Here is a 25,425-nt window from a genome sequence, read left to right as displayed (position 1 = left end):
TCAAACCAACTAGGTTCATTATGAAACTTTTAATAAGAAACTTGGCTCGTCACATGACCGAGCAAGATATCCGCAAATTATTCTCAGCGTACGGCAAAGTAGAACTGTGTTCGCTAGTGCTTGATCAAGACACGGGTTTGTCGAAAGGCTTCGGTTTTGTCATCATGCCGGACGAAGCAGAAGCCATTTCTGCTCTTGAAGCACTGAATTTGACGAACGTAGAAAAAAGCAAAATTCGCGTGAAAGTCGCACAAGACTAACACAGAGAAAAGCCAGCGTTATTGCTGGCTTTTTTGTCTTTCTATTTAGAGACCAAATTGGCAACATTCTAGAATGTCTTCTCTTTTCGTTTTAGCGAGATTGATCATCAATTCTCTCTTCAAGTTGTTTCATTAAATCCTTTAACTGTAGAGAATCGAAATTGTTTGAATTCGGCACTTGGTAAGCGTCGTTGACTGTGTAGAGCATCAAACTTTTGCTAGAGAAGAACTCTTTCTGTATTTGGACTTTGACAATGTCATCAAGAGGTAGACGGAAGTAAACCGTTGAGCCCTGGCGGTACTTCAAGGTGTTGGTGCTTGCATCGATATCTAGCGTTTTAGGATTGAACACGCGGCGCGTGAAGTACGTTGAGAGAAGTTTCAATCCTATTATTGTGAGTGCTACGAGTCCAAACTCGACGATCTTGTCTGCTAGGTAGGAAAAATAGAACAGCGACAAAAATACAGTTCCTAGCAAGAAAGGGTTGTTCTTGGGCAGATTTTGTGAAGTTTCATGGATGATCATCCGACATATCCCTCTTCGATACGCGGTAAACTCACTGCACCAAGTAACTCCCCAGTGTTTTGCAAGGTAATAGCGTACGCCACGCCTTGATGCTGCTGATACATCGGATCGTGCCTATCTATCCATGCTTGCGCCATCGGTCGCTCATAAGGATGAGGGATGTTTGCTGTCATGTCGGCAATTCGCTTATCTCCAGCGAGTAAAGCCACTTGTTGGCAGTCATCGATATTGAATGGCCGGAGGACGAGTCTTTCGGTAGTGAGAATCGGTTGTATCGTCATGCATTTCTTCCTTGATGAGACGGCTATAGCTGCTAGCAACTGGTTTGCGGGGTAAATCAAGATAACAAGGCGTCTCGAAAGCTCGATCTAGCCAGCTGTAAAGTTGTCATGCGCCTTACTAAATAATAAGCCCGAACAATTGCTTATGTGTAATGTGTCGTATTATTACACACATAAGCACGTTTGCTCATATTGATGGTACAAAAGTTGAGGTCTGACCAATGTCTCAGTTTTTTGATACTTTCGTTCAATTTTTTGAAGATAGGGCACAAAAAATTAAAGGAGCTTTTTAATTGTGGAATTATTTTGAACAAAATATGTCAATTGTCAGTAGGACGAAAAAGTAGGGAGAAGAGAAATGCCGGATATATATTGCGCAGCTTGTAGAAAATCAACGCAACATAAAGTGATTATGAAGCGTTGCGAGCCTCAGTCTGTTGACTCGTTAACAGGCAAAATGGTGAGTTTTACACAGCTGATGGCGAAATTTGTATCAGGTGAACATTATTACGAGATGGAGCCTCAATACTACTGCCGTTGTTGTAATCATCGTGCAATTGGAGAGGTTGTTCCACATCCTACACGGCATACATCGGCCGCACTCTAACTCTGAGTGATAGCCATAATTAATGGCTAAATAGGGCGGCGTTGCCCGAACGACATATCTATACAGGCGTGTCATGCGCTTTCAAATTTGCGACTCCGCGGGAGCCGCTAGGTTGCTTTTTATCTTCATATCACGGTTACTAAGTGAGCGGCAATAATCATAGCACTTTCCCTCCTTCGTTGTTTTCTGGTTATTCTCTGCTGAATTTCACATGCTGTGCATTTGATGGTTTGCAATTTTTTGAGCAACGATTAATGTGATGCTTTCTAAGTGGTTACAAGGAAGTGGGTTAATGAGTTATCAATTGGACCGGATTGATTTACATATTTTGAGAGTGCTTCATTCGAGAGGCAGAATTCCAGTTGTAGAACTAGCAAAGCTGATTAACTTAACGACTTCTCCATGTTCTGACCGTGTAAAGCGACTAGAAAAAGAAGGGTATATCAATGGTTACCATGCAGAGTTGAATGCGGAAAAGTTGGGGCTGGATGTGCAGGTATTCATCCATATTCGTTTAGACCAAACCAGTTTTTCTATTTTTGAAAAGTTTGCGAAAGCGGTGGAATTGATGCCTGAAATTGAAGAGTGCTACTCGCTCTCTGGAGATTTCGATACCATGATAAAAGTTCGTGTTAAGAGCATGAAAGCGTATCAGGAGTTTATGTCGAGCAAGTTAGGCACGCTTCCGGGCGTGATTCAAACTCGTAGTGAAGTGGTCATTGAAGAACATAAAACGGGATTTGGTGTTAATCCCGAGCTCCTTGGTTAGGCGAGGCATGTGTTGAGCCTCCTTATTTAGCGTGGCTTGGTATATTACTTTTTCTCGATTAAAAAAGGAGCCGAAGCTCCTTTTTTAATAAATCGGTGAGCGATTATGCCCCGATAAAGGTACTGATAAGGCCAATTAAACCTCCAAAAACACCGCCCCAAACGACTAGCCAGCCAAGGTGTTGTTTAATCATCTTTTGCACCATTTCTTTAACTAATGCCGGTGTTAATTCGCTTAAACGTTGATCGATGATACCTTCAATGTTCTGCTTTATCTCATCCATCATTGCAGGAGATTCGAATTGCTCTTTCAGTGCTTCTTTGATGTTATCGCTCTTGCTCAACTCAATGATGGATTCTTGCATCTTTTCGACGAAAGGTTGGCGCATGGGTTGTAGCGCTTCCGAGCCGCCAAACATCGCTAGCATGCCGCCAAATTGAGAGCCTTCAATTACTTCCACTAGGGAATCAAATGCTGGATTTAAATCTACTTTCTCAATTACTGGTTGAAGATCGATGTTCACACCGCCCGCCATTTCTTTATTCAAGAATCGGTCAATGTTCGCTTCAGTAAAAAACTGTTCCATCATTAAGTTTTTGATAGCCAGTTTAAACTCTTCAAATCGCGCGGGGATCACGCCAGAACCGTATAATCCAGGCACTTTCTCAAATAGCATATGGATGGCAAGCCAGTTGGTGATGGCGCCTGAGAACGCAAACAGCCCTGCATACCAAAGATAGTCGTTTTGTAATTGATGACCTCCAGCCATCAAAGCGATAGCGAGGACATTCGTTAGCAAACTTTTGTTCATAGTGACCAGTTATATGTGAATATCGGAATAAATAAGTGGGCCTGATTCTATACCTAAGTCACATTGAGATGCTAGGTTTTGCCGTGATGAGTGACCGTGTTGCGAAGGGATAAAAATGGATGTACAGAAAAACAAAACCCGACAATTACTGTCGGGCCACTGCTTTTTCTTAGAAAAACTAAGATTCTATTTTTAATTTTAGATGCGGTAGATCTTACAACAAAGTTGGCATTTCCATCTTTCTGAGTAGCCGAATAGCTTGTCAGCCCAACTTGGTTTGAGTTGTACGATCTGCATTGAACCACATTTACACATAAGCTAATTACCTTATTGTTAATATAATAACTAAGCCATCTATTGAGTATAGCTGTTTCTCAAAAAGTGAAATGACAAATGAAGACGGCTCAATACTCTGTATTGTGTTCATTGCAATGGATACGCAACGAGGCGGTATATTAGCAGAAAAAGTGTGAGCTTTATCATGGAGAGTGTTTCATATATGAGAAACCACAATGGCTATATGAGCGTCTAGCCATGGATTAAAATAAAAAACGGCGCTTAAAGCGCCGTTTTTATTGAGCTTATCACTCGTTAAGAAGCGTGTTGATTGTCTAGTTCTTCAGCGATAAATCCGCCAGTTTGATGCGCCCAAAGCTGGGCGTAAATGCCGTTATTCGCAATGAGTTCTTGATGAGAACCTTGTTCAACGATGCTGCCTTTATCTAGCACGATGAGGCGATCCATTTGTGCGATGGTCGATAATCGGTGAGCGATAGCAATAACCGTTTTCCCTTGCATTAATTCATTTAAGCTTTCCTGAATCGCTGCTTCGACTTCTGAATCCAGAGCCGATGTTGCTTCATCCAATACCAGCAATGGTGCATCTTTGAGTAGCACACGAGATATTGCGATACGCTGACGTTGGCCGCCAGACAGTTTCACACCACGTTCACCAACTTGCGCATCGTATCCGACATTACCAAATGGGTCGGTCAGAGTTTCAATAAACTCATGGGCATGCGCTTGCTTAGTGGCTTTCAGCAAATCTTCTTCTGTCGCATCTGGATTGCCATACAAAATGTTGTCTCGAATTGAACGGTGTAGCAGAGAAGTATCTTGGGTCACCATACCGATCTTTGAACGCAAAGAGTCTTGTGTGACTTCTGAGATGTTCTGTCCATCGATCTTAATGCTGCCGTCTTCGACATCGTGGAAACGAAGTAACAAGTTCACCAAAGTCGATTTTCCGGCGCCGGAGCGCCCAACCAAGCCTACTTTCTCTCCTGGTTTGATGTTGAGATCGAGATGGCTAATCACGCCTTTATTCTCACCGTAATGGAAGCTGACGTTATCAAAGTGAATGCCACCTTCAGTGACTAATAAGTCTTTTGCGCCTGGTTTATCTTTAATATCAATAGGCTTAGAGAGCGTTTTCATTCCATCGACTACGGTTCCCATATTTTCAAAGAGGGCGCCAACTTCCCACATGATCCACATCGACATACCATTTACGCGTAATGCAAGGCTAACAGCTATCGCAATCGCGCCAACGCTGATGGCACTATCCAACCACAGGTAAATCGATAAAGCAGCAACGGAAAATACCAAAATATAGTTTGAGATCTCTACAGCGACGTCGAAGCCGGTCACTAGGCGCATTTGACGATAGACCGTATTCAAAAATCCTTTCATGCCTTGCTCGGCATATTGGGTTTCGCGCTGGCTATGAGAAAACAGTTTGACGGTTTGAATATTGGTATAACTGTCGACGATGCGCCCTGTCATTGTCGAACGTGCATCGGCCTGTGCTGAAGCGACGTCTTTGAGCTTAGGGACAAAATAGATTTGGATAGCGATGTAAGCGAGTAGCCAGACAATCATTGGGATCATCAAACGCCAGTCTGCCGTCGCTAACATAATGATCATGCTGGTGAAGTAAACCGTAACGTAAACAAACACATCCATAGCTTTCATCACGGTTTCGCGCACAGCTAATGAGGTTTGCATGACTTTCGTTGCGACTCGACCTGCAAAATCATCTTGATAGAAGTTCAAGCTTTGATTGAGCAAATACCGGTGTGCAAGCCAGCGGATAGACATTGGGTAGTTGCCCAATAACGTTTGATGAACGAGCAACGAGTACAAGATCACCAATATAGGCATGACAACCAGCAATAAGGCTCCGTAGAAAATCAAATCCGATTTGTTGTCTTGTAAGAACGTTTCTGGATTGCTGGTAGACAACCAATCAACCAATTGTCCCATGGCGCCAAACAACATTACCTCAACAACAGCCACAATTGTGGCCATCAAAGACATGATGATCAAAGGCTTTTCATAACCACGAGTGTAATAACGCAGAAAAGCGAACATCCCTGAAGGAGGCTGATCCGGTGTAGATTTGGGGAACGGCTCTGTAAAGCCTTCAAATCGTTTAAACATAACTCATCCTAAAGTTAAAACAGTGCCATTTGGGGTGGCTAAATCCATCGATTCACGCTGCTTTGGACGAAACCGCGTGTATGAGAGTTTTTTGCCTGCTCCTCGATAAAGCAGACCGATTGACGAGAGGGGCGAAAAAATAGTCTAACCGATTGTGTCTTAAATGTAACTAGTTGGTTATGAGTGTGATTGTCTATGGTTCTGATTCTTATGATGAATTCTTATCATGTTCATCGTGGTGCCATAAAAGCTTAAACCTGCAAAGTGACAATAAAATTTAAGGAAAAATGAACTTAATGCAGCAAAAATTACTTTTGTGCAATTAAATTAATTGTCAAAACAGCAAAACTGAAGTTAACAATAAATTTACAATCTCCTCATTCTAGTGATAAGGAATGTATTGGATGCTATTACACGAATCAGTGACCCAATTTGCTAATGGGAAAGAAGAAAGCACGCAAAGTGCTCAGCGCCAAACCGCAAACTGCGTAGTGATGGTGCCACCGAAAGAGTTTCGTTTTAATGAAGAAACCGCACAAGATAATGAGTTCCAACATAAAGTGTCACTCAGCCAAGAAGAAGTCTCACGTCGAGTAATGGCCGAGTTCGCGAGTATGGTTGCAACGCTGCGTCAAGAGGGCGTTCAAGTTGTTGAGTTTGATTATCCAACTTCAGATGTTGCAACGCCAGACGCGGTATTTCCAAACAATTGGTTTAGCACTACGCCAGATGGCACGTTGTACACCTTTCCAATGGCCTGTGAAAACCGTCAAAAAGAAGTACGTCCCGATGCACTTGTGGCAGCACTAGCGCAAGCAGGGCGAGAAGTTCATCGACGCAGCAGTCTAACTGAATATCTTGACGAGCAAGCGTATTTAGAAAGCACGGGTGTGATGGTGTTTGACCACCTAAATAAAACGGTCTACGCCGCACTCTCACAACGTTGTGATCGTCTGGTTTTAGAAGATTACGCCGATCGTATTGGCTATGAACGAGTGATTTCTTTCCAAACTCGTTTGCCGTCTGGTGCGCCGATTTATCACACCAATGTGATGATGGCGGTTGGCGAACAGTTTTGCGTGATTTGTGACGAAGTGATCCCAGAATTTGAGCGTCGTTTTGTAATGAAGTCACTCGCCAAAGACAAGCAAGTCATCTCAATTTCGCTTGATCAGATGAACCAGTTCTGCGGTAACATTCTGCAACTAGAAACGATCAACGGCGACAAGGTGATTGCGATGTCGCAATCGGCGTACGATGCATTCTCACCAGCACAAAGAAACCAATTGGCGACGCACGGTAAATTGCTGCCATTCGACGTTTCTACCATAGAATCTATTGGTGGTGGTTCGGTTCGTTGCATGTTGGGTGAAGTGTTCTTACCGAATCGTAAAGCTGTGCTTTAATAAACTGCACATTTCTTTTCAGCCGCAGTGAAAGGCTGATGAAGCGTTCTCTTCAAGGGTTTTTAGCCGTTAGCTCTGTGGCAGTACAGACTAACGGCTTTTTTGCGCTTTTTAGTTTTCTGACGATTTGCGTAGGCTACGCTTGGTTTAAGCGCCTAAAATAGGATGGTTCACCTAGCAGATTGTGGTAAAGTCCGCGCCTGCGTTTTACCGCATCTTCATTATTTTTATTGCTTCTTCAACCCAAAGTACAAGGTTTTCGTTAATGCCATTTTCTACTCTCTCATTGAGTTCTGAGCTGATTCACGCTCTGCCAAAAGACTTCAAGAAACCGACCGATATTCAAGCGTTGGCCATTCCTGAGCTGTTGGCTGGTCAAGATCTATTGGCTTTGGCAAATACAGGCAGCGGCAAAACCCTTGCTTATGGTTTGCCTTTGTTGGAAAAGCTGGGTGTCAATCCAGAGCAAAAAGCGCTGATTCTTGTGCCAACTCGTGAGCTGGCAATGCAAGTGAGTGAAGCAATTAACCAAGTTGGTCAAGTTCTTGAACTCAACGCAGTGTGTTTGTGTGGCGGCGTTGATAAAGAGCAACAACAGCAGGCGCTAGCGACAAATCCTCATATCCTTGTCGCGACGACAGGTCGTTTGGTTGATCTGGCAAACAACGGTTTAGACTTAAGCAATATCCATTACCTAGTGTTGGATGAAGCGGATCGTCTGTTGGATATGGGCTTTTGGCCTGACGTACAAAATATTGCGGGGCTGATTTCAAACCAGCGTCAAACCGCGATGTTCTCGGCAACGTTTTCAGATGAGTTGAAGGGTAAAGCGAAGCTGCTTATGCCGGCACCAAAGCAAGTTGCAGCGCATCAAGAAAACAGCACCAACCAAGATATTGCTGAAACGCTGTACCTCGTTAACAAAGGCAGTAAAACCAAGGCATTGATTGAACTGATTCAAAAAAACGCGTGGACTCAGGCATTAGTATTTATTGGTGCGAAAGAGAACGCCGATGGCTTAGCGAAGAAGCTGAATAAAGCGGGCATCTCAACCAATGCGCTGCATGGCAATAAGAGTCAAGATGAGCGAGAAGAAGCACTGGCGCAGTTTAAATCTGGGCAAATTCAGGTGTTGATTGCCACCGATCTACTAGCGCGCGGCATTCACATTGAGCAATTGCCTGTAGTGATCAACTTTGAACTGCCAATGCATGCAGAAACCTATGTTCACCGAGTAGGACGTACCGCTCGCGCAGGCGAACAAGGTGTCGCGATGTCATTGGTTTGTCATGGTGAAATGGACGCACTAAGCGCGATTCGTCACCTGACTCAACGTGCATTACCAGTGCAAGATCTGGCAGGTTTTCCAGTAACGGATAAGCCATCAACTGGCGAGAGCAAACGCGCGCCACGCGATAAAAAAGCCAACCGCCGAACTAATGCTAAGAAGAGCATTAAGCAGTTCCAAGGTAAGTCGAAACGCCCAGCCCCGAGTGCGAAGTAAACCAAAAAAACACGCTCTGACGGCATAGTCGGTTCAGAGCGTGGCTTAAATTTTACTTTGGGGTGTTAACCCACAGTTGGGCCAACCAAGCGCATTTCCCAATCTTCAACTTCGCCAGTTTCTAGGCGGCGCTCGACCAACTTGCCCCAAGACTCGACTAACGGCAGCTCAGACAGCTTAGTGAGTTCTTTTCTATCTAAACAGCCAGTGAAAACCGCGCCCATGATGCGAGCCAGTGGCCATTCTGGATAAGGTCTTTCGCACAGAATAATCTCGTCACCTGCACCGATATCGCCTTCTTCCAACACTCGGAAATACCAGCCTGTTCGAAGCGTATCTTGCAGTCTTCTCGCCATGCCGTGTTGGTCAAAACGTACGTTAAGTTTCCAACAAGGCATGCGACCTTGCGACACTTCCAGTAGTGTTGAGCCGATGCGAATTTTATCTTTCAAGCAAATCGTGGATTCGGTGACGCCTTCGGAGCTGATGTTTTCGCCAAAGCCGCCGGCGGATTGGAAAATTGGTCTTTTGCCTAATTCTTGTTGCCAGATTGGGTAGTGCTCGCTTGGGTAAATATGAAGCGCTTTTTGAATGCCACCATGAAAGCGCGGATCACCTTGCTCATCACTGGTAAAACCAAGCTCTGTTGCGTGCTGGCGCTCAGGTAGCACTTGTTTGTTGATTGCGCTTTGCGCTCCATGAGCATAAGGGACGGTTTTCCCTGCTAGCACAGCTTTTACGACGCCGATTTTCTTCATATAACCTCCTTATTATTTGAATGAGAGATAAAGTGTTTACCTTCATTCGCGATGCGGAGCATGATAGCCTAGTAAACTTGTGTCGGTGTAGGGATGAAAAGACAACTAACAATGCTAACTCGCCAAATTGATTCGAAGTCAGGCGTCGTCACCTCCAATGAGATGATGGCCGCGAATCCCCATTCTCCTGTTTTAGTGAAAACCATCGACATGCCAAAAGGTTACATTGATGCGCTGCATCAACACACTTGGCATCAAATCATCTTTCCTATCAAAGGGTTATTGCAAACACAAACGGAGCATTATCAGCATTTGGTTCCGCACACCTCTGCGTTATTTGTTCCTGCGGGTGTTCAACACGAGTCGATTGCTCTAAGCAATACGATATTTGTTGGTATTTACCTCAACCCTGAGTTTGGTGCGACGTACGAGCCACAAGTGAGAACCATTGCTTTAACGTCGTTTTTAAATGAGCTTTTACAAGAGATCCGCAGACTGTGTGAAGGTGAGACAAGCCACGAAGAAGTGTTGCATTTACTGGCGGTGCTGCATGATCAAATTTTGAAACGCAACGTGCAGACATTTCAGTTATTGCTGCCACAAGACAGACGACTAAAACTGATTTTCGAGCGACTGACTGACGAGCCAGCGTTGAGCTGTTCGCTAAAAGAGTGGGGGGAGAAAATTGGGGCGTCTGAGCGTACTTTATCACGGCTGTTCGCCAAGGAATTCAACACTTCATTTCTACTTTGGCGGCAACAAATTCGGCTAATTTACTCGCTTTCTTTGTTAGATGAATCGTTGTCAATCCAAGCCATTGCAGACCTAGTGGGTTATCAAAACGACTCATCCTACATCAAAGCATTTAAAGCCTATTTTGATATGACGCCACAACAGTTTAGAGTGAACGGCGCATCGCGCAGGTAGAAGTACAGAGTTTCGACTTCACTTAATGCTTTTGAGTAGAAGTTACGAAACTTCCTTCTTGAATTTCAATTACATGGTATGAATAGCAATGGCACCAACGATAAATACTCGAGTGAATCAATTCTGTTTTGGTCAACCCAAAACGTCGCTGTCGCTGGAAAAAGAGCCCCTCAAACCGCTTGCTCAGGGCAAGGTTCGGGTGCGACTGGAAGCCACCAATATTAACCCAAGTGACTTGCTTTCCATTCATGGTGTTGGGCAATACCGCCGCGTTCACGTACCACCTCGCGTGCCGGGATTTGAAGCGGTTGGGCGTGTGGTGGAAGTCAGTGCAGTTGGTCAAACTGACCTTCAAGTTGGGCAAAAGGTGTTGGTGGCGATGAGTGGTACTTGGCAATACTATATAGATGCCTCGCCTGAGAATCTTTTTCCACTACCTGAGAGTTTGGAGAACGGTTATGCCTGTCAGTTGTACATCAACGCGTTAACCGCGTGGGTGATCACCACTAAAGTAGCTAAGTTGAACAAAGACGATGTGGTGATCATCAATGCAGCTGGGTCAGCGATCGGTAAGATATTTGCCCAGCTCGCCCATTCACTGGGTTTTGCACTGATTGCTGTGACCTCAAAGCGAGACGAGTATCCGTACGATACGATTCCAGTGTTGGACGCGAAGAAAGAACTACAAGCGCAGCTGCAAACGCGCCAACTGCCACAACCAACGGTCGCTCTGGACGCGATAGGTGGTGAGGCTGGCACGGATCTCATTCGTACCTTGAAAGAAAACGGCCAATACATCAACTACGGAACATTGTCGTTAACGCCTTATACGCCTGAGTTTTTTGAATCGATGAAGGCCAACAACATCGACTTTAGTACATTCTTTTTGCGGTATTGGGAAGAATCGGTAGGTAAAGGCGGGAGAAAGACGGTGTTTGCTGAAATGTTAGAACACTTTATTAGCAGCGACATAAAGTTAAACGTTGCATATGATCTGCCGTTAGAGGACTTTCAAACAGCGATTGAAATGGTTGAGCGACGCTCGTCAGCAGTGTCAGGAAAAATCATTTTGACGCTGTGAATTACAGTGAGCCTGTTGAGAAAAGGGAGGATAAAATCCTCCCTTTTTTATGGGTTTACTTGTAATGATTGGGCTATTTTAGATGGAAGATTTGCTCTGTTTCGAGCGATGTCATCGCACGTACTTGACGCCAAATGTAATAAAAAATACCGAACATCATCAACATACTTGGGATGGCAATCATTGGGTAACTGTACAGCGTCATTTTTCCTAACTCTTCGTTAAAGGCAGCAGTACCAGAAGGGCTAGTCACAATCCAAGTCGCAAGGAAGTAGTTCATTGCAGATGAGAACGCAAAAGTACTTGCAAACAGGTAGTTAGAAGACATAAGGCAACGTTCGAACGCATCGGTTTTACCATTTTCTTTTAAACGTTGGTTAATCAACGCGAGGTTCAACACAGTGTCATTCAGTACTAACTTCTGCATCAGCGGGTAGCGGGTAAACGTTGAACCCAAAACCGCTAAACCGATCAGGCCAGGAATCAGGGCTTCTTTTAGTGCTAACCAGCGTGTATCAAGCTCTAACAAGCCGATGCCACCAGTTAGTAGAACACTGATAAAGCCCAGAGCAGAAATAAAGTTAAATTTCTTGTTACGGACAAGGTCCATACCGCCATAAATGATAGGAAATAGCAAAGCGACAACCAGCGCCATTGCTGTCCCTAGATGCTCATCGCCACTAAACTTCATCAAAATGAAGGAAGGGATAAATACGTTGAAAAGGATTTCAAATAAGGGATTCGGCTTTTTCGCCGTCGTGTTACTCATAATGTTTTACTGACTCTACTCTATGTCGGCTGTTATTGTACTTTGACAAGAAGTGTTCATCTAGTCGCGCTTGATGTAAAGCGTTAAAGCGTCGAGTTGTGTAACGACTTATGAAATAGACCGGAGCATAGCCAGTTAGTTTACATGATTGACTACTTTTTGTGTCTTAATGACTCTCCTTCTGTGCGATGATCTGATTACGCGCTCTGAATAATCGAGTCGCCACTGTGTTGTGGTTGAGCCTCAAGGCTTGGGCAATTTCATCATGATTCAACCCAGCCACTAAGCTCAAGAGCAACGGCTCTCGGTATTTGGGTTCGAGAATCATCATTTGTTTTTGAAGCCAATCTTGGGCCATGTCGTAGTCACTGCCAGGGTAGGTTTTTGTCTGTATTGCACACTCATCAATGTCGACAAAATCGTACTGTTTTCTATCAAAGCGCCGAGCATTCTCACGACGCAAAATAGTAATGAGCCAAGACTTCGCGGCGTTGGGGTCATTTAATTTATCAAAGAATCGCCACGCTTTCAGAAAGGTTTCTTGCGCTAAATCTTGAGCAAGGTGGTGATCTTTGCATAACCAATACGCGAGACGGTAAATCTCTTGGTATCGATCTTTCGTCAGTGCTTCGTAACGTTTATGTTTTTCCATAGCATTAAGATAAAAAGTTTGGAGAGCACGTTGTGTCTGCCAGATGAACGACAACCCTTTTTATCGCTTTTACAGTGATAAAAAGGGTTGTTCGATTAGGAAGACAAATTCGAAGAGTTAACCTTCCAAATATCGAAGGGTGACTCTGATTTCTTTCTTACACGCTTAAAATGGTTGGTTGGAAAAGCGTGAGTACTGGATGGCATCTGCGACTTCCTGAGCTTTAGACTCTGAAGTCATAAGGTGAAGTAGCTTAAGAGCAGCTTGATAGCTAACTAGGCTACCGTTCGAAGTGATAACGCCATCATCAATGACAAAATTCTGGTCGACTTGTACTTTGACTGCTGGGTAATCTCTTTGAAAGCCGTTTTCACCTCCGGCCCAAGTTGTTGCTTTTTTGCCGTTTAAAAGGCCAGCTTCGGCTAACAAATACGCGCCAGAGCAATTACTTGCCATCCAATCTGCCGCCTTTGAGGTAGTTTTAATAAAGTGAATGAGATCTTTATTTTCGATTAGTGCATCCATGTCATAGCTGGATGTTAAAACCAATACGTCGAGTTCCGGCAGATCACCAATCCAAGCATCCACACCAATTTTTAATCCTTCTTCAGTGGTGATGGTTTTCTGATCTGAGACGGAAATGGTGAGCACGTCATAATCACTAAACCAAGTGAGACGACTTGCGACGCCAAAAACCTCTAAAGGAGCAGTAACATCAGAGGTCAGTACGCCATCGTAAACCAGAATACCAATTCGTTTATCTGCGGCATGTGCTGTTTGAAGCATCCCAAAGAATAGGACTAGTGTCGCTATCAATAGTTGTAGTGCATTCTTCAATCCGTTTTTACCCATGGTTTTTTCCTCGTTAACAGAGCATCAAGTTATTGAGGTTCATTATATTTAGGCTAATTAGTGATTGAAGAGCCACTTTGTCTTTACTAAAGTGAATAAAATTCATGAATAGAGTTCATTGGTTATATGGATAAGATACGGTCCCTACGATTTTTTATTGCCACTTTAGATGGCGGTAGTTTTGCTGCGGCTGCCAAAGTGTATGGCACTGACCCTTCGACCGTGAGTAAAGCCATACATCGTCTTGAAAGCGATTTGGGTATACAGCTTTTTCAACGTTCTACGCGACAGAGCCGCCTGACAGAAGCTGGTCGTAGGTACGCAAATACTGCTAGGTTTGTACTGGAGGAGCTGGCGGCATGTGAGGATTCATTAAAAAGTCACAATGATGCGCTTTCAGGGCAGCTTAAGATTAATGTGCCAGTCTCGTACGGTCGCCTCTATATTCGTCCTTTATTAAAAGAGTTTTGTCGCCGCTACCCTAACATCACTATCGATATTCATTACGATGACGCCTACGTTGATATTATTGAGCAAGGTATTGATGTGTCGATTCGCTCTGGTGTCGTTCACGATAGTCAATTGATTGTGCGTCAGCTGAGCCCTATCGATTTTATCATTTGTGCCAGTCAGGATTACTTAGCGCGCCATGGTGTTCCGAGTGGCCCGGATGTATTCAATGACCATTCTTGGGTTCGTTTTCGTTTTAAACAAACGGGGAAACTGTTGCCGATTCGGATGCCAGAACCAGACGGTGCGAGTGAATATGACCCCGAAAGAAACTACATTGTAAATGACGGTGAATCCATGGCAGAGCTTTGCGCAGAAGGCTTAGGATTAACTCAGATCCCTCATTTTATCGCGAGAGACTGGCTTAAAGCGGGGCGTTTAGTGCCGATATTTCCGAGCATGCGCCAAGCAGGAAATGGCGTGTATCTTCTCTATGCCAACCGGGATTATGTGCCTGCACGAGTTAGGGTGTTCATCGATTTTATCACTCAAGCAATACAGGATATGGATGAAACGCCATTCCATACTTGGGCTGAAACGTTGCCGATTTATCGACCGAACCAAGGCGATTGAAAACTTCATGTGAGTCTTTGGTTAAAACCCCCTAAGCTATATGACGCTTTTATTGGTTTTTGTTAGTTTATTGGGCGTTATTATCGAAAAGCGCAGTTTGCTCTTCGTCACTCATAAAGGAAAGACAATGCCAACTAAGATCTTAGTGCCTGCTTTGGCCCTACTTCTCAGCGCATGTGGCGGCGATGGGGAGTCGTCAGCCCCAGCAGAAAGCGGCTCACAAAACACAGGTTCCACATCGTCACAAGGCACATTTGCCGAGCAGATGCTTGCAGCGGTCAACAGCGCTCGCTCTACTACACAACAGTGTGGCGCAACCACCATGCCACCTGTTGGGGCCCTGACTTGGAGCTACGATTTGGAAAGCGCCGCTTATCGACATTCAAGCGATATGGCGAACAGCGATTTCATGAGCCACACAGGCTCTGATGGCAGCAAAATGTCAGATCGAGTTAACGCAACGGGTTATGCTTGGAGCGCCATTGGTGAGAATGTCGCCGTAGGGCAAAGCACCATTAACGCCGTCGTGAATGCTTGGTTATCGAGTGAAGGTCACTGCCTTAATATCATGAGTGCGGATTTTGATCAGATGGGCGCGTCGCTTGTCGAAAATCACTCTGCACGCTACGGATATTACTGGACTCAGGTTTTTGCCAAACAGCGCTAATGCGATAAAGAAGCCTGATAGATAAAATAAAACGCCAGCAGTCACTATCTGCTGGCGTTTTATTATTTACATCTCTTTTAGCTTGTTAGGTTACGAAGTTTTGGGTCATCCGCCAGGTATTCAACAAATTCAATCTCAAAACCGGCAGGGTCAACAAAATACACATTTTTGCGGTATGGTTCATCAGCACCAGGTTGGGCAATCGGATAACCTGCATCGGTTAGTCTTTTGATGATTGCATCGACGTTGTTGGTCACATAAGCAAAATGCGCTAGCCCAACTTGGTGCCCGCTCAACTCGCGGTTTTCTCCTTCGCCATGGTCACTCATGGCTATGTATTGATACTCGTCGCCAAAATGTAGCCAGTTTCTTGGTTTGCCACTCCATTCGCCTTTACCTTCATCACGCACGTACCAATGTGGAAATGCAGTTTGGTAAAACTTCAGCATTTCAGGGATATCTTTCACGACTAAGTTAATATGTTCTAGTTGGATCATGATGTGCTCCTTTTTGTCATTTTCTAGCCAACGATGAATATGCTAATACCTCAAGTTAAGTTGAGGTGAAGGGCTTTTTTAAAATTTTTTAGGGTTGATATCTTTGGATCTGGATACATTGAGAGATTCGGTGGGTTTGGTGCTTTGAATCTGAGAGCTGGGTTAGGGGCTTGCAACCTTGTTTCACCTTTTGTTTGTTCGTGTTCTTGCTAAGCATTTTCGATCGAGTTTGTGGTGAGTAGATTCCCAGTCTCACCTAGGTTCGCGGGAATGACGGAAAGAGAGTGCTAAACGAAGAGCGTCATTCTGAAAGAGCCTAAGCGAGTATTTAGAATCTATTTGCAGCGCGTTTTGATGCCGGTGGAGTGAATTGAATTATCTGTGACTGTAAAACTTGCCACCTGCACTCGGAATGCTGAGATCTTAAGAGTTTGATATAAGCGAAGGTTAGATGGGATTGGTGGTTTGAGGTTGAGAGGAGGATCATGTTCATGAACCCTCCAACCGTTGATGCGTCACGTGTATGTGTGTGAATGTCTTTCGTTCGAGCTTTAGGTAGGTAGATTCCCAGTCTCACCTAGGTTCGCGGGAATGACGGAAAGAGAGCTAAACGAGCAGCGTCATTCTGAAGGAGCCTAAGCGAGTATTCAGAATCTATTTGCAGCGCGTTTTGATGCCGGTGGAGTGAATTGAATTATCTGTGACTGTAAAACTTGCCACCTTGCGCTCGGAATGATGAGATCTTAAGAGTTTGATATAAGGGGGAGGTTAGGTGGGGTCGTTGGTTTGAGGCTGAATGTTGGGTTAGGTGTTTGCAACCTTCTTTCACCTTTTGTTTGTTCGTGTTCTTGCTAATCATTTTCGATCGAGTTTTTGGTGAGTAGATTCCCAGTCTCACCTAGGTTCGCGGGAATGACGGGAAGAGAACGCTAAACGGACAGCGTCATTCTGAAGGAGCCTAAGCGAGTATTCAGAATCTATTCGCATCGCGTTGTGATGCTGGTGGAGTGAACTGAATTATCCGTGATTGTAGAGCCATTCCCTCCAGTTTGAACTCGGAGCGCTGAGGGATTTGCTTACACCTCTCCCCAAACCAAAAAAGCCAGCAGTTAATACCTGCTGGCAAAGTCTTTGGGCTTCTAGGTTTTTTTGATTTTATTTCTTGTTACTCATCGCTGTCACGGTGCCCCGATTGGTTTTCCGGGGAAGAAAACACAGCACCATGCGCTTTGTGCTCAAGAAATTGGAGATTAACCTTGCTTACGGATTAGGTAGTCAAATGCGCCTAAGCTTGCTTTTGCACCTTCACCCATCGCAATGATGATCTGCTTGTAAGGAACGGTTGTTGCGTCACCCGCTGCGAACACACCTTCTAAGCTAGTATCGCCACGGCTACCGACTTCAATCTCGCCGCGCTCAGATAGGGCTACTTCTGAATCTTTTAGCCATTCTGTGTTTGGTACTAGACCGATTTGAACAAAGATACCTGATAATTCAATCTCTTTGATTTCATCTGTGTTGCGGTCTTTGTACTTCAAGCTTGTTACGCGAGTACCGTCGCCCACTACTTCTGTTGTTTGCGCCATCGTGATGATGTCTACGTTTGGTAGTGAGTTCGCTTTGTCGATAAGCACTTGGTCTGCACGAAGTACGTCTGCGAATTCAAGAACCGTTACGTGTTCTACGATACCAGCAAGGTCGATAGCAGCTTCGATGCCTGAGTTACCACCACCGATAACCGCAGTTTTCTTGCCTTTGAACAGTGGGCCGTCACAGTGTGGGCAGTACGCGACACCTTTGTTGCGGTACTCTTGCTCACCCGGAACGTTCATTTCACGCCAGCGTGCGCCAGGGCTTAGGATAACACTCTTACTCTTCAGCGTTGCGCCGCTTTCAAGTTGGATGTGAATCAAACCATCTTCTGTGTGTGCTGCGCCCATTAGCTTCTCAGCTTGTTGCTCAGTCACGACGTCTACGTCGTATTCTTTTAGGTGTTCTGCTAAGTCAGTTGCTAGTTTTGGACCTTCAGTACGTTTTACCGAAATGAAGTTCTCGATTGCCATGGTGTCCATAACCTGACCACCAAAACGCTTAGCAACAACGCCAGTACGAATACCTTTACGAGCAGCGTATAGTGCAGCTGCGCTACCACCAGGACCACCGCCGACAACAAGCACGTCGTATGGGTCTTTTTCGCTCAGTGCTTTTGCGGCTTTCTCGCTTGCTCCGTCATCCACTTTGTTTAGGATTTCAGTCAGAGACATACGGCCTTGACCGAATAGCTCACCGTTCACGAATACGCTTGGTACGGCCATGATGTCGCGTTGTTTCACTTCATCTTGGAACAAACCACCGTCGATCATGGTTGCTTTTACTTTCGGGTTGATCGCCGCCATCATGTTGAACGCTTGAACCACGTCCGGACAGTTTTGACACGACAGTGAAATGAAGATTTCTACGTCTAGATCTTTGTCTAGTGCTGCGATTTGCTCAATCACTTCTGGTTCTAGTTTGATTGGGTGACCGCCAGAGTGAAGCAGTGCCAATACTAGAGAGGTAAATTCGTGACCCATTGGCAAGCCTGCAAAGCGTAGTGCTGTGCCTTTAGCTGGGTTAGTTACCGCCATCACTGGTTTACGTGCGCTTGCGTTGTCGTCACGTTCAACAGTGATTAGGTCGCTCATCTCTGCGATTTGGTTCGCTAGAGACAAAATGTCATTCGATGCTTTGCTTTCATCTAGACTAACCACTAAACGAACTTCTTCTTTTACATTAGCCAGATATTGTTTGAGTTGTTGTTGGATCGCTTGGTCTAACATAGTTGTTACTACCTTAATTAAATAGTTACCAATCAAAACAAGTATTTGTTCATTCTTGCTAGCTAAAATCGTTGATAACTGCGTTATAGATTTTGTAGTTAGAGTAACTAGCTATCGAAAATCTATGCCTGGTTCTAAACGATTTTTTCTACGCAATTACTGCACACCTACTTATTCAGATAGGTAATAAAAAGTGGTTACTGTAGATAAAACCTGAGGGGGAGAGAGCAAATCAGGCAGAAGGTCGTCAAGGTATCTAACCTGAAGTGCTCTCTAATTCAGTTCTAATCAGAAAAAGGAAATCGGGAACTGATTAGAACTTAAATTTCAGTGGCTTAGATTTTGCCAACTAGGTCTAGTGATGGAGCTAGTGTCTCTTCACCTTCTTTCCATTTAGCTGGGCAAACTTCGCCTGGGTGCGCTGCTACGTATTGAGCTGCTTTCACTTTGCGTAGTAGGTCTTCTGCGTCACGACCGATACCTTCAGCAGTGATTTCCATTGCTTGGATAGTACCTTCTGGGTCGATTAGGAACGTTGCACGGTCTGCAAGACCTTGACCTTCACGCATCACACCGAAGTTGTTTGTGATGTTGCCTGTTTGGTCGCCAAGCATGTAGTACTGAATCTTACCGATTGTGTCTGAGCTGTCGTGCCATGCTTTATGAGTGAAGTGTGTGTCAGTTGATACTGAGTAAACTTCTACGCCACGTTTTTGAAGCTCTTCGTAGTGGTCTGCTAGGTCGCCCAGTTCTGTTGGACATACAAACGTAAAGTCTGCTGGGTAGAAGAAGAATACTGCCCATTTACCTAGAACGTCTTGTTCTGTTACTTCAACGAATTCGCCGTTTTTGTACGCTGTAGCTGCAAATGGTTTGATTTGAGTATTAATCATAATTTACTTTCCTTTGAATGTTTTAAGCTGAGCTGTTGTTGCTTTCGGAAAGTATATTCTCATCGGAGTGTGTTTAAGGAAAATCGCTTGTAGCTATCCTATTGATAGCCATTTCCTATTTCACTTGATAGGGAAATCTGATGTAAGTGGGTTTGCTTTGATAGGTTTTATTGAAGATGAAGGCAGAGTAGCAATAGAGAATACCGATGATTACTTTGAGTAGATCTTCTAGCTAAGATCGAAAGAGCCTGCATCTCGGCAGGCTCTTTCTAATAGGAAGTGGGGAAGCGGATGCTTTATTTTGTTAGCTCAGATTGTCGAGCACTTTGCCACACAACTTCTTCAGCATGATCATTTCATCTAGCTCTAAGGTGATTTTACACATCATGGCGTTTGGCACTGACTTAGCTTGCTCTTTAAGGGCACGACCTTGCTCGGTTAGATTGAGTACACGAACGCGTTCATCAGTTTCACTTCGGCCGCGCTCTACATAGCCTTTTGCTTCTAAGCGTTTAAGCAGCGGTGTGAGTGTGCCTGAGTCCAAATGCAGTTGTGACCCCAATTCTTTCACACTGGCACCGTCTTTTTCCCACAGCACCATCATCACTAAGTATTGCGAATAGGTCAGATCAAGCTCATCCAACAACGGTCGGTAAGCTCGGATCACCGCATTTGCTGCGCTGTAGAGCGGGAAGCAAACTTGGTTTTCGAGTAAGAGTTTATCGTCGTCGGTCATGGTGTTGTCGGTGTAACACTGGCTCATTGGTGTTGCCTACCTGCTTACAGAGAAAGAGAGTTATAAAATAAATTGTGCACAATATAGTTGCAAACTATCTTCACTTCGATATAAGATTGCAAACAATTAAATTGTGCGCAACTTAAATTAAGAAGGACACTCGCATGACTACTCTATACAAAACTCAAGCTACCGCTTTGGCTGGTCGTAATGGTCAAGTAAAAACAGATGACGGTCTTCTCGATCTAGAGCTGTCATACCCGAAGGAAATGGGCGGCACAGGCGCAGCAACTAACCCAGAACAGCTTTTCGCAGCGGGTTATTCAGCGTGTTTTTCTAACGCGATTTTGCACGTAGCGCGTGAAGGTAAAGTAAACCTGAAAAGCGCACCCGTGACAGCGGAAGTGGGTATCGGTCCTAACGATAACGGTGGCTTTGCACTAACAGTGAGTCTAGCGGTAGAGCTAGACATGCCAAAAGAACAAGCGCTAGAGCTAACGCGCATTGCACACCAAGTTTGCCCATATTCAAACGCAGTTCGTGGCAACATTGATGTGGCAGTAACGGTAAACGGCGAAGCAATTTAAGCGGTTCTTATCACTGCACAAAGACAAGAAAGCCTGCAAGCACGCAGGCTTTTTTTGATTGGTATGAGTCGAGAATACTTAACGCGACTCTAGCGGGTAAGATCGGTAGCTCCACATGCCGTAAGTACGCAGTGCATCGCGGTAGATACCAAGCAGCTCGCTATCGCTGGCTTTGGCTAAGTCTTTCAGTGGCTTGTCTGGGTAGCTTACGGTGTCAAAAGTGATGCCTTGTGGGCCAGTTTGCCAGCTTGCGATTTCAAACAAGGTTTGACCACGACGTACGTGGCTCGCTGAGCTGATGATGGTTGCGTGTTTGATGTTATGACGCGCCAACGCGTAGCTGCTGAATAGGGCGTTACCTACCGTGCTGGTGGCGTAGTTTTCTTCAATGATGCGATCTTTGCTGATGCCTTTTTCAATCAGCCAATCTGCCATTAATTTGCCTTCGGTTTTGTGGTTCTTCGGTACGCCGCCCGTCAATACGATCAACGCGTCTGGGTTTGCCTTCGCCATGGCTAGCGTGGTTTCCAAACGCTCAACCAAGATCTGGTGCATAGAACCATCAGGGTTCAGCGCGTATCCCAATGTGACGATTGCGCCTTTGTCATCCAGTTTGCCTTTGTCGGCTTTCTCTTTTAGTGGCGTTGCAAGTACGCGGTCTACGGTGTCGAAGATGCGTTGGATGTCTGCCGCTTTACCTGCATTGAGCTTCGTGAGCGTCGCCATGTGTTTCGCTGATTCCGCTTGGTTGCCCTCAAAGAGTTGCCATACCGCTAAGTAAGCGTGCAAATCCACATCGTCTGGTGCGACCGAAAGGGCTTGTTCGAACAGTTCAATCGCGCGGTCTGCATTCTTGTTGTAGATCTGCGCGTTTGCTGCAGAAATCAGCAGGTCAGTACGATATGGCTCAAGTTTGTAGGCTTCTAGTAAGCGGTCGGTAACAATCTCCATGTTGCTCGGCATTTTGGCGGTAAAACCCGCATGCGAGATACGCGCAGGGGATTTGAATGCTTGTACCGCGTCATTCAGCAGTTGGTCGACAATCTGACGTTTGGTGACGATTTGTGAGTAATCGGCGGAAGATTGGACGGCAGCATCGTTAGCCGCGATAGAGTATGGGGCAGCAGTCAGCGCAATCACGCTACCAAGAGCAATGGCAAGTAAGTTCTTCTTCATGGAATGTCCTAGAGGTGCTGTAGTACCTAGTTTTTATTGTGCCTAGCGTTGTAGGTCGAACGGGGTCGATAGAATTTTTTCAGTCTAGGTTCGCTTCATGAATAATCTGTGAAATGAATCCCAACTCAGCCGAGCGAATGAATGCGCGTGGCCAAAACGCGAAGTAGGATCACGAAAATACTGAGGTATTCGTTCGTGTTCTAAGTAATTGGATTAAAAGATAAACAGCGTTTGGAAGAACGAATTTAAGCAACCAGAGTAAGAAATGAAAAAGCCTGCAACGATGCAGGCTTTTGGTTTATTTGATGGCAGTGCAGAAGCTAACGTCTGCATGGTGCGTTTGTGGGTCGAAGCTGTGGTAAAGCTCGAAGCAAGGACGGTCGTCGTTCTCAATACCGGATTCAATCACTTTGCTCATGACATCATCCCACGCTTTTGAGTATTGGCTTGGGTCAGTAATGTGCTGGCGCATCACCGCATATTGACCGCCGGGGAAGTCTTGCAGCTCAATGCCTTTGGGAACTTCGGTATCTTCTGGCACCATCAAGCAGATATCAGTGCGACACTTCTCGTCTGGCGTGATTTCTGGATTGTCATGGTAGATGAAGATGCAGGTATTGCCTGCCAAACCTTTCATTCCTGCCCATTGATACAGGCGACCTGATGGCTCTTCATAGCCTTGGCCGTAAGGGCCGTTTACGCGAATGTAAGCCAGTTTAGCTTTTTCAAAGTTTTGCGTTTCCATTGTCGTGCTCCATTTGGTGAGTTCAGAGCCAGTATATGAATCGCTTGGTGTTACTTCGTTTCCATTCTTGCGCAACGTGTGTCCAATCTTGCTGTTTCGTGCTAATTCAGAAAATTGCTGATAGTTTTCGCAGTCACGAAAGGCCGTAGGTGTAACGCCATAATGTTGTTTGAAGGCTTTGGCTAAGCTCTGTGAGCTAGAAAATCCGTACTCTAGGGCAATGTTCAATACTGGTTGCTTGGATTTGAATAAGTCATCGGCGGCGGCTTCTAAACGTAAACGTCGAATGAAGTCGGCCAGTGTTTCGCCTTGCACGGCTTTGAAGGTGCGATGAAAGTGATAAGGGGAAAGGTTCCCCAGCGCGGCCACTTCTGGCAGGTTGAGTGGCTCATTAAAGTGTTGTTCTAAATAACGAATCACAGGAACCAGTCGTTGGTGGTAGTCGACGCGCATCGGGGTATTTCCTTGTTCTGTTCAGCTTGTTTTCTCTGCTCAAAGCCTACCGCAATCCAACAAGCTTGCAAGGGAGCAGGGTGAGAAATGCGTGGCGAGATGCGCGTCAATCAGTCACACTCAACTAACAGATGTTTAAGCAAAAACGTTGCGCTTATTATCTTTACTAACCGCTAGGACAATCATGATAGCTTGGAAACACACTCTGCCAGAGTACGAATGGCTCATTCATCAAGTTTGGTACTTGGAAGTGCCAGAGGGTGAAGTCATTGACCCCAAGCCGCACCTTATTCCAAACCCGCGTGCTCATTTACTCTTTACGCCACCAGAGCAAGGCTACAGCTACGACACGGGAGACACAAAGCTTACTGGCAAAGGCTGCCATTTATTAACGGCTAACGAACACTTGCTGCTGTTGGAAGATACGGCTCCCATCAAGCGTATTGGTATCACCTTTCGCCCAGAGGGTTTGTATGCCATTGAGTCACTTTTTAGTGATGTATCTCAAGTTAGCGCAATTAACCAATGCGAATGGTTTGATTGGCTCAGCGCGGCGTTTGATGAGCGCTTTCAACAAGGTCTATGGCAGTTAGAGTTGCAAGATTCACCGCAATGTTTGCTGAACTACATCAAACAACATCTAGATGCGTTAGATATCGAACCTTGCCGTACCAAACCGTTTTTGGCGTCACAAAAAGCGGTATCCGTGATGGACGCTCAAGCATTACGCTCACCTGAGCTAGCGATGGATATTGATGAGATAGCCAAACAGTGCGCTTGTTCTCGCAGAACACTTGAGCGCAGTTTCAAGCAAGTGGTGGGGTTGAGTGTTAAGCAGTATCAACAAATGGCACGTCTGGAGCAGATGATTTTGACCCTCTACAAGCAACAAGAGGCGATTGATTGGGCGAGCTTCTCACAGCAATTTGGCTTCAGTGACCAATCGCATTTGATTCGTACCCTCAAACAGCAGCTAAGAAAAACGCCGAGCAAGTACTTGAAAAAGCGCGACTTAACCATCGATATCTATGGCGATTTTGAGTCGTGGTACATTGCTACTCAGCCTGAAAGTTGTCGCAAAAATCCAATTTTTCTCTTATTCGCTGGGCTACTATTTTCAGCAGATAACGAGGTAACACATGTCATATCAAAAACTAAAACAAGGCGAAGCCATCCCATTTAATGAATCTTTGACGATCCAACTGATTCAAGGCTCTGATCTACAAGATATTTTCGAGATGTTGAACGACGATAAGGTCAATCAGTATCTGTTCTTCGCACCTGCTGACAACAGCCTGTATGAAGGTTTCTTTGGCCCTATTATTGAAAATACAGCACAAGCGATTAGAGACAGTGTCTGGCCAGATAGCCCAACGTTCGTGATTCGTGACCAGCAAAGTCAGTACATGGGAATGTGTGCGGTGACCGCAGTGATGTTCTTAACTGGCAACTACGAAGTAGGTTATCAATTACCTACTTACGCATGGGGCAAAGGCGTTGCGACTCGCGCTTGCCAAATGATGACCGAGATTGGCTTTACTGAGCTAAACGCCCATAAAGTCAGTGCCGATTGCTACGCTTCTAATGTTGGTTCTTACAAGACGTTAGAGAAAAATGGTTTTACTCAAGAAGGCCGTCAGAAAGACTACTACAAACTAGAGCAAGGCTTTGACGACAAGCTTTACTACGGTATGACCGCAGAACAATTCGCGTCTTTAAATCGCTAATAATTAGCTGACAAAAAAGTAGCTAACAACAACGTAGCCAACAAAAAAGGCCGTTAACCCACATGCTCGGGTTAACGGCCTTTTCTATATTCAGCGCTAAATGGCTAAGACTTAGTTGCCTTGGTTTTGGCTTTGAAGCTTCTCTTTTGCTTCTTCAACCTTTGAGAAATCCAATCCCAACTCGTCTACGGCTTCTTTGATTAGCGCAGGGTTTTGCATCACTTGCGCCATCAGCATTTGTAGCTTGTCTTGTGGCAAACCTAGTTGGCTGATGGTTGCCATTGCTGCGAGCGGGTTTTGCGTCAGAGTCTGGAAGATTTCGTTGATCTGTTCATCGCTGATGTTGTTCTCTTTCAGCAAGGCGATAATTGGGTTCATCATATTTCCTTTCAATCAG

At 45.0% G+C, this 25,425-nt stretch carries 25 protein-coding genes and 2 pseudogenes; 12 read left to right on the top strand and 15 right to left on the bottom strand.

Translation table 11 applies throughout. The features are described 5' to 3' along the window. Positions 1–20: 20 nt before the first annotated feature. Complete coding sequence (locus R7E29_RS12560) at positions 21–260, top strand: RNA recognition motif domain-containing protein (RefSeq protein ID WP_213906629.1); 240 nt, start codon at positions 21–23, stop codon at positions 258–260. A 91-nt stretch (positions 261–351) separates the two neighbouring features. On the opposite strand, the gene R7E29_RS12555 is transcribed toward R7E29_RS12560, so the two are convergent. After that, positions 352–786 carry a hypothetical protein gene (locus tag R7E29_RS12555; protein WP_054576534.1) on the bottom strand — a complete coding sequence of 145 codons (435 nt, stop codon included), beginning with the start codon at positions 784–786 and terminating at the stop codon, positions 352–354. A gap of 5 nt (positions 787–791) precedes the next feature. Next, a pseudogene (locus R7E29_RS12550) lies at positions 792–1,067 on the bottom strand (GNAT family N-acetyltransferase); the annotation flags it as partial. Between the two features lie 358 nt (positions 1,068–1,425). Here R7E29_RS12550 and R7E29_RS12545 point away from each other — a divergent pair. Continuing rightward, positions 1,426–1,674, top strand: coding sequence for a hypothetical protein (locus R7E29_RS12545; protein WP_005374593.1), 249 nt, complete (start codon positions 1,426–1,428; stop codon positions 1,672–1,674). A gap of 292 nt (positions 1,675–1,966) precedes the next feature. Next, the gene (locus R7E29_RS12540; RefSeq protein WP_005374595.1) at positions 1,967–2,443 is read left to right on the top strand and encodes an Lrp/AsnC family transcriptional regulator; all 477 of its coding nucleotides are present in this window, start codon (positions 1,967–1,969) and stop codon (positions 2,441–2,443) included. 103 nt (positions 2,444–2,546) lie between these two features. Here the strand turns inward: R7E29_RS12540 and R7E29_RS12535 are convergent, their stop codons facing one another. After that, positions 2,547–3,254 carry a DUF445 domain-containing protein gene (locus R7E29_RS12535; protein ID WP_054576535.1) on the bottom strand — a complete coding sequence of 236 codons (708 nt, stop codon included), beginning with the start codon at positions 3,252–3,254 and terminating at the stop codon, positions 2,547–2,549. A 591-nt stretch (positions 3,255–3,845) separates the two neighbouring features. Further along, a complete protein-coding gene (locus R7E29_RS12530; protein WP_054576536.1) occupies positions 3,846–5,696 on the bottom strand; it encodes an ABC transporter ATP-binding protein in 1,851 nt (616 codons plus the stop codon). 404 nt (positions 5,697–6,100) lie between these two features. Between R7E29_RS12530 and R7E29_RS12525 the strand changes: the two genes are divergently transcribed. Further along, on the top strand, positions 6,101–7,102 hold the full coding sequence (locus tag R7E29_RS12525; RefSeq protein ID WP_005374598.1) for an arginine deiminase-related protein: 1,002 nt from the start codon (positions 6,101–6,103) through the stop codon (positions 7,100–7,102). A 265-nt stretch (positions 7,103–7,367) separates the two neighbouring features. Further along, positions 7,368–8,606, top strand: a complete 1,239-nt coding sequence (locus R7E29_RS12520) for a DEAD/DEAH box helicase (protein WP_054576537.1) — start codon at positions 7,368–7,370, stop codon at positions 8,604–8,606. A 65-nt stretch (positions 8,607–8,671) separates the two neighbouring features. Here the strand turns inward: R7E29_RS12520 and R7E29_RS12515 are convergent, their stop codons facing one another. Next, positions 8,672–9,364, bottom strand: a complete 693-nt coding sequence (locus R7E29_RS12515) for an MOSC domain-containing protein (protein ID WP_054576538.1) — start codon at positions 9,362–9,364, stop codon at positions 8,672–8,674. 111 nt (positions 9,365–9,475) lie between these two features. Between R7E29_RS12515 and R7E29_RS12510 the strand changes: the two genes are divergently transcribed. Both R7E29_RS12510 and R7E29_RS12505 read left to right on the top strand, forming a co-directional pair. Continuing rightward, entirely contained in the window at positions 9,476–10,291 is an 816-nt protein-coding gene (locus R7E29_RS12510) for an AraC family transcriptional regulator (RefSeq protein WP_054576539.1), read from the top strand. An 88-nt stretch (positions 10,292–10,379) separates the two neighbouring features. Further along, complete coding sequence (locus tag R7E29_RS12505; RefSeq protein ID WP_054576540.1) at positions 10,380–11,372, top strand: zinc-dependent alcohol dehydrogenase family protein; 993 nt, start codon at positions 10,380–10,382, stop codon at positions 11,370–11,372. Positions 11,373–11,445: 73 nt separating this feature from the next. Here R7E29_RS12505 and R7E29_RS12500 read toward each other — a convergent pair whose 3' ends face one another. From R7E29_RS12500 to R7E29_RS12490, 3 genes are all read right to left on the bottom strand, one after another. Next, entirely contained in the window at positions 11,446–12,141 is a 696-nt protein-coding gene (locus R7E29_RS12500) for a VC0807 family protein (RefSeq protein WP_005383527.1), read from the bottom strand. Positions 12,142–12,307: 166 nt separating this feature from the next. After that, positions 12,308–12,838 (bottom strand): sigma-70 family RNA polymerase sigma factor, encoded by a 531-nt coding sequence (locus tag R7E29_RS12495; RefSeq protein WP_255209459.1) that lies wholly within the window; start codon positions 12,836–12,838, stop codon positions 12,308–12,310. Positions 12,839–12,958: 120 nt separating this feature from the next. Next, positions 12,959–13,645, bottom strand: coding sequence for a DJ-1/PfpI family protein (locus R7E29_RS12490; RefSeq protein WP_005383525.1), 687 nt, complete (start codon positions 13,643–13,645; stop codon positions 12,959–12,961). Between the two features lie 126 nt (positions 13,646–13,771). Here R7E29_RS12490 and R7E29_RS12485 point away from each other — a divergent pair, with 126 nt between their 5' ends. Both R7E29_RS12485 and R7E29_RS12480 read left to right on the top strand, forming a co-directional pair. Continuing rightward, positions 13,772–14,728 carry a LysR family transcriptional regulator gene (locus R7E29_RS12485; protein ID WP_054576541.1) on the top strand — a complete coding sequence of 319 codons (957 nt, stop codon included), beginning with the start codon at positions 13,772–13,774 and terminating at the stop codon, positions 14,726–14,728. A gap of 127 nt (positions 14,729–14,855) precedes the next feature. Beyond that, on the top strand, positions 14,856–15,395 hold the full coding sequence (locus R7E29_RS12480; protein WP_005398264.1) for a CAP domain-containing protein: 540 nt from the start codon (positions 14,856–14,858) through the stop codon (positions 15,393–15,395). 77 nt (positions 15,396–15,472) lie between these two features. On the opposite strand, the gene R7E29_RS12475 is transcribed toward R7E29_RS12480, so the two are convergent. From R7E29_RS12475 to R7E29_RS12460, 4 genes are all read right to left on the bottom strand, one after another. Continuing rightward, a complete protein-coding gene (locus R7E29_RS12475; protein ID WP_005374615.1) occupies positions 15,473–15,892 on the bottom strand; it encodes a VOC family protein in 420 nt (139 codons plus the stop codon). A gap of 1,250 nt (positions 15,893–17,142) precedes the next feature. Beyond that, the gene (gene ahpF, locus R7E29_RS12470) at positions 17,143–18,711 is read right to left on the bottom strand and encodes an alkyl hydroperoxide reductase subunit F (protein WP_005374617.1); all 1,569 of its coding nucleotides are present in this window, start codon (positions 18,709–18,711) and stop codon (positions 17,143–17,145) included. Between the two features lie 335 nt (positions 18,712–19,046). Beyond that, on the bottom strand, positions 19,047–19,604 hold the full coding sequence (gene ahpC, locus R7E29_RS12465) for an alkyl hydroperoxide reductase subunit C (RefSeq protein WP_005374632.1): 558 nt from the start codon (positions 19,602–19,604) through the stop codon (positions 19,047–19,049). Positions 19,605–19,908: 304 nt separating this feature from the next. Continuing rightward, the gene (locus R7E29_RS12460; protein ID WP_045484297.1) at positions 19,909–20,367 is read right to left on the bottom strand and encodes a MarR family winged helix-turn-helix transcriptional regulator; all 459 of its coding nucleotides are present in this window, start codon (positions 20,365–20,367) and stop codon (positions 19,909–19,911) included. 137 nt (positions 20,368–20,504) lie between these two features. On the opposite strand from R7E29_RS12460, the gene R7E29_RS12455 reads away from it, so the two are divergent. Then, a complete protein-coding gene (locus tag R7E29_RS12455) occupies positions 20,505–20,927 on the top strand; it encodes an organic hydroperoxide resistance protein (protein ID WP_042522254.1) in 423 nt (140 codons plus the stop codon). A gap of 78 nt (positions 20,928–21,005) precedes the next feature. On the opposite strand, the gene R7E29_RS12450 is transcribed toward R7E29_RS12455, so the two are convergent. Both R7E29_RS12450 and R7E29_RS12445 read right to left on the bottom strand, forming a co-directional pair. Next, complete coding sequence (locus R7E29_RS12450; RefSeq protein WP_054576542.1) at positions 21,006–22,103, bottom strand: YdcF family protein; 1,098 nt, start codon at positions 22,101–22,103, stop codon at positions 21,006–21,008. A gap of 298 nt (positions 22,104–22,401) precedes the next feature. Further along, positions 22,402–23,301 carry a GyrI-like domain-containing protein gene (locus R7E29_RS12445; RefSeq protein ID WP_054576543.1) on the bottom strand — a complete coding sequence of 300 codons (900 nt, stop codon included), beginning with the start codon at positions 23,299–23,301 and terminating at the stop codon, positions 22,402–22,404. A gap of 184 nt (positions 23,302–23,485) precedes the next feature. Between R7E29_RS12445 and R7E29_RS12440 the strand changes: the two are divergent. Both R7E29_RS12440 and R7E29_RS12435 read left to right on the top strand, forming a co-directional pair. Beyond that, a pseudogene (locus R7E29_RS12440) lies at positions 23,486–24,346 on the top strand (helix-turn-helix domain-containing protein); the annotation flags it as partial. A gap of 94 nt (positions 24,347–24,440) precedes the next feature. Continuing rightward, the gene (locus R7E29_RS12435) at positions 24,441–25,028 is read left to right on the top strand and encodes a GNAT family N-acetyltransferase (protein ID WP_064355004.1); all 588 of its coding nucleotides are present in this window, start codon (positions 24,441–24,443) and stop codon (positions 25,026–25,028) included. 111 nt (positions 25,029–25,139) lie between these two features. Here R7E29_RS12435 and R7E29_RS12430 read toward each other — a convergent pair whose 3' ends face one another. Then, positions 25,140–25,406 (bottom strand): DUF2999 family protein, encoded by a 267-nt coding sequence (locus tag R7E29_RS12430; RefSeq protein ID WP_004746427.1) that lies wholly within the window; start codon positions 25,404–25,406, stop codon positions 25,140–25,142. Positions 25,407–25,425: the final 19 nt, after the last annotated feature.

It is taken from the genome of Vibrio sp. Vb1729 (genome assembly GCF_033338655.1).
Taxonomy (GTDB): Bacteria; Pseudomonadota; Gammaproteobacteria; order Enterobacterales; family Vibrionaceae; genus Vibrio; species Vibrio alginolyticus.
The sequence above is the reverse complement of the archived record's forward strand: the minus strand, read 5'-3'. Positions and strand labels throughout refer to the sequence as shown.

What these genes read in the sequence shown, in the direction of transcription:
- R7E29_RS12535 (WP_054576535.1), bottom strand. Translation starts at nt 3,254, where the DNA reads ATGAACAAAAGTTTGCTAACGAATGTCCTCGCTATCGCTTTGATGGCT.
- R7E29_RS12475 (WP_005374615.1), bottom strand. Translation starts at nt 15,892, where the DNA reads ATGATCCAACTAGAACATATTAACTTAGTCGTGAAAGATATCCCTGAA.
- R7E29_RS12510 (WP_054576539.1), top strand. Translation starts at nt 9,476, where the DNA reads ATGCTAACTCGCCAAATTGATTCGAAGTCAGGCGTCGTCACCTCCAAT.
- R7E29_RS12525 (WP_005374598.1), top strand. Translation starts at nt 6,101, where the DNA reads ATGCTATTACACGAATCAGTGACCCAATTTGCTAATGGGAAAGAAGAA.
- R7E29_RS12485 (WP_054576541.1), top strand. Translation starts at nt 13,772, where the DNA reads ATGGATAAGATACGGTCCCTACGATTTTTTATTGCCACTTTAGATGGC.
- R7E29_RS12520 (WP_054576537.1), top strand. Translation starts at nt 7,368, where the DNA reads ATGCCATTTTCTACTCTCTCATTGAGTTCTGAGCTGATTCACGCTCTG.
- R7E29_RS12500 (WP_005383527.1), bottom strand. Translation starts at nt 12,141, where the DNA reads ATGAGTAACACGACGGCGAAAAAGCCGAATCCCTTATTTGAAATCCTT.
- R7E29_RS12435 (WP_064355004.1), top strand. Translation starts at nt 24,441, where the DNA reads ATGTCATATCAAAAACTAAAACAAGGCGAAGCCATCCCATTTAATGAA.
- R7E29_RS12455 (WP_042522254.1), top strand. Translation starts at nt 20,505, where the DNA reads ATGACTACTCTATACAAAACTCAAGCTACCGCTTTGGCTGGTCGTAAT.
- ahpF (WP_005374617.1), bottom strand. Translation starts at nt 18,711, where the DNA reads ATGTTAGACCAAGCGATCCAACAACAACTCAAACAATATCTGGCTAAT.
- R7E29_RS12460 (WP_045484297.1), bottom strand. Translation starts at nt 20,367, where the DNA reads ATGAGCCAGTGTTACACCGACAACACCATGACCGACGACGATAAACTC.
- R7E29_RS12505 (WP_054576540.1), top strand. Translation starts at nt 10,380, where the DNA reads ATGGCACCAACGATAAATACTCGAGTGAATCAATTCTGTTTTGGTCAA.
- R7E29_RS12490 (WP_005383525.1), bottom strand. Translation starts at nt 13,645, where the DNA reads ATGGGTAAAAACGGATTGAAGAATGCACTACAACTATTGATAGCGACA.
- R7E29_RS12560 (WP_213906629.1), top strand. Translation starts at nt 21, where the DNA reads ATGAAACTTTTAATAAGAAACTTGGCTCGTCACATGACCGAGCAAGAT.
- R7E29_RS12480 (WP_005398264.1), top strand. Translation starts at nt 14,856, where the DNA reads ATGCCAACTAAGATCTTAGTGCCTGCTTTGGCCCTACTTCTCAGCGCA.
- R7E29_RS12530 (WP_054576536.1), bottom strand. Translation starts at nt 5,696, where the DNA reads ATGTTTAAACGATTTGAAGGCTTTACAGAGCCGTTCCCCAAATCTACA.
- ahpC (WP_005374632.1), bottom strand. Translation starts at nt 19,604, where the DNA reads ATGATTAATACTCAAATCAAACCATTTGCAGCTACAGCGTACAAAAAC.
- R7E29_RS12540 (WP_005374595.1), top strand. Translation starts at nt 1,967, where the DNA reads ATGAGTTATCAATTGGACCGGATTGATTTACATATTTTGAGAGTGCTT.
- R7E29_RS12545 (WP_005374593.1), top strand. Translation starts at nt 1,426, where the DNA reads ATGCCGGATATATATTGCGCAGCTTGTAGAAAATCAACGCAACATAAA.
- R7E29_RS12445 (WP_054576543.1), bottom strand. Translation starts at nt 23,301, where the DNA reads ATGCGCGTCGACTACCACCAACGACTGGTTCCTGTGATTCGTTATTTA.
- R7E29_RS12515 (WP_054576538.1), bottom strand. Translation starts at nt 9,364, where the DNA reads ATGAAGAAAATCGGCGTCGTAAAAGCTGTGCTAGCAGGGAAAACCGTC.
- R7E29_RS12555 (WP_054576534.1), bottom strand. Translation starts at nt 786, where the DNA reads ATGATCATCCATGAAACTTCACAAAATCTGCCCAAGAACAACCCTTTC.
- R7E29_RS12430 (WP_004746427.1), bottom strand. Translation starts at nt 25,406, where the DNA reads ATGAACCCAATTATCGCCTTGCTGAAAGAGAACAACATCAGCGATGAA.
- R7E29_RS12450 (WP_054576542.1), bottom strand. Translation starts at nt 22,103, where the DNA reads ATGAAGAAGAACTTACTTGCCATTGCTCTTGGTAGCGTGATTGCGCTG.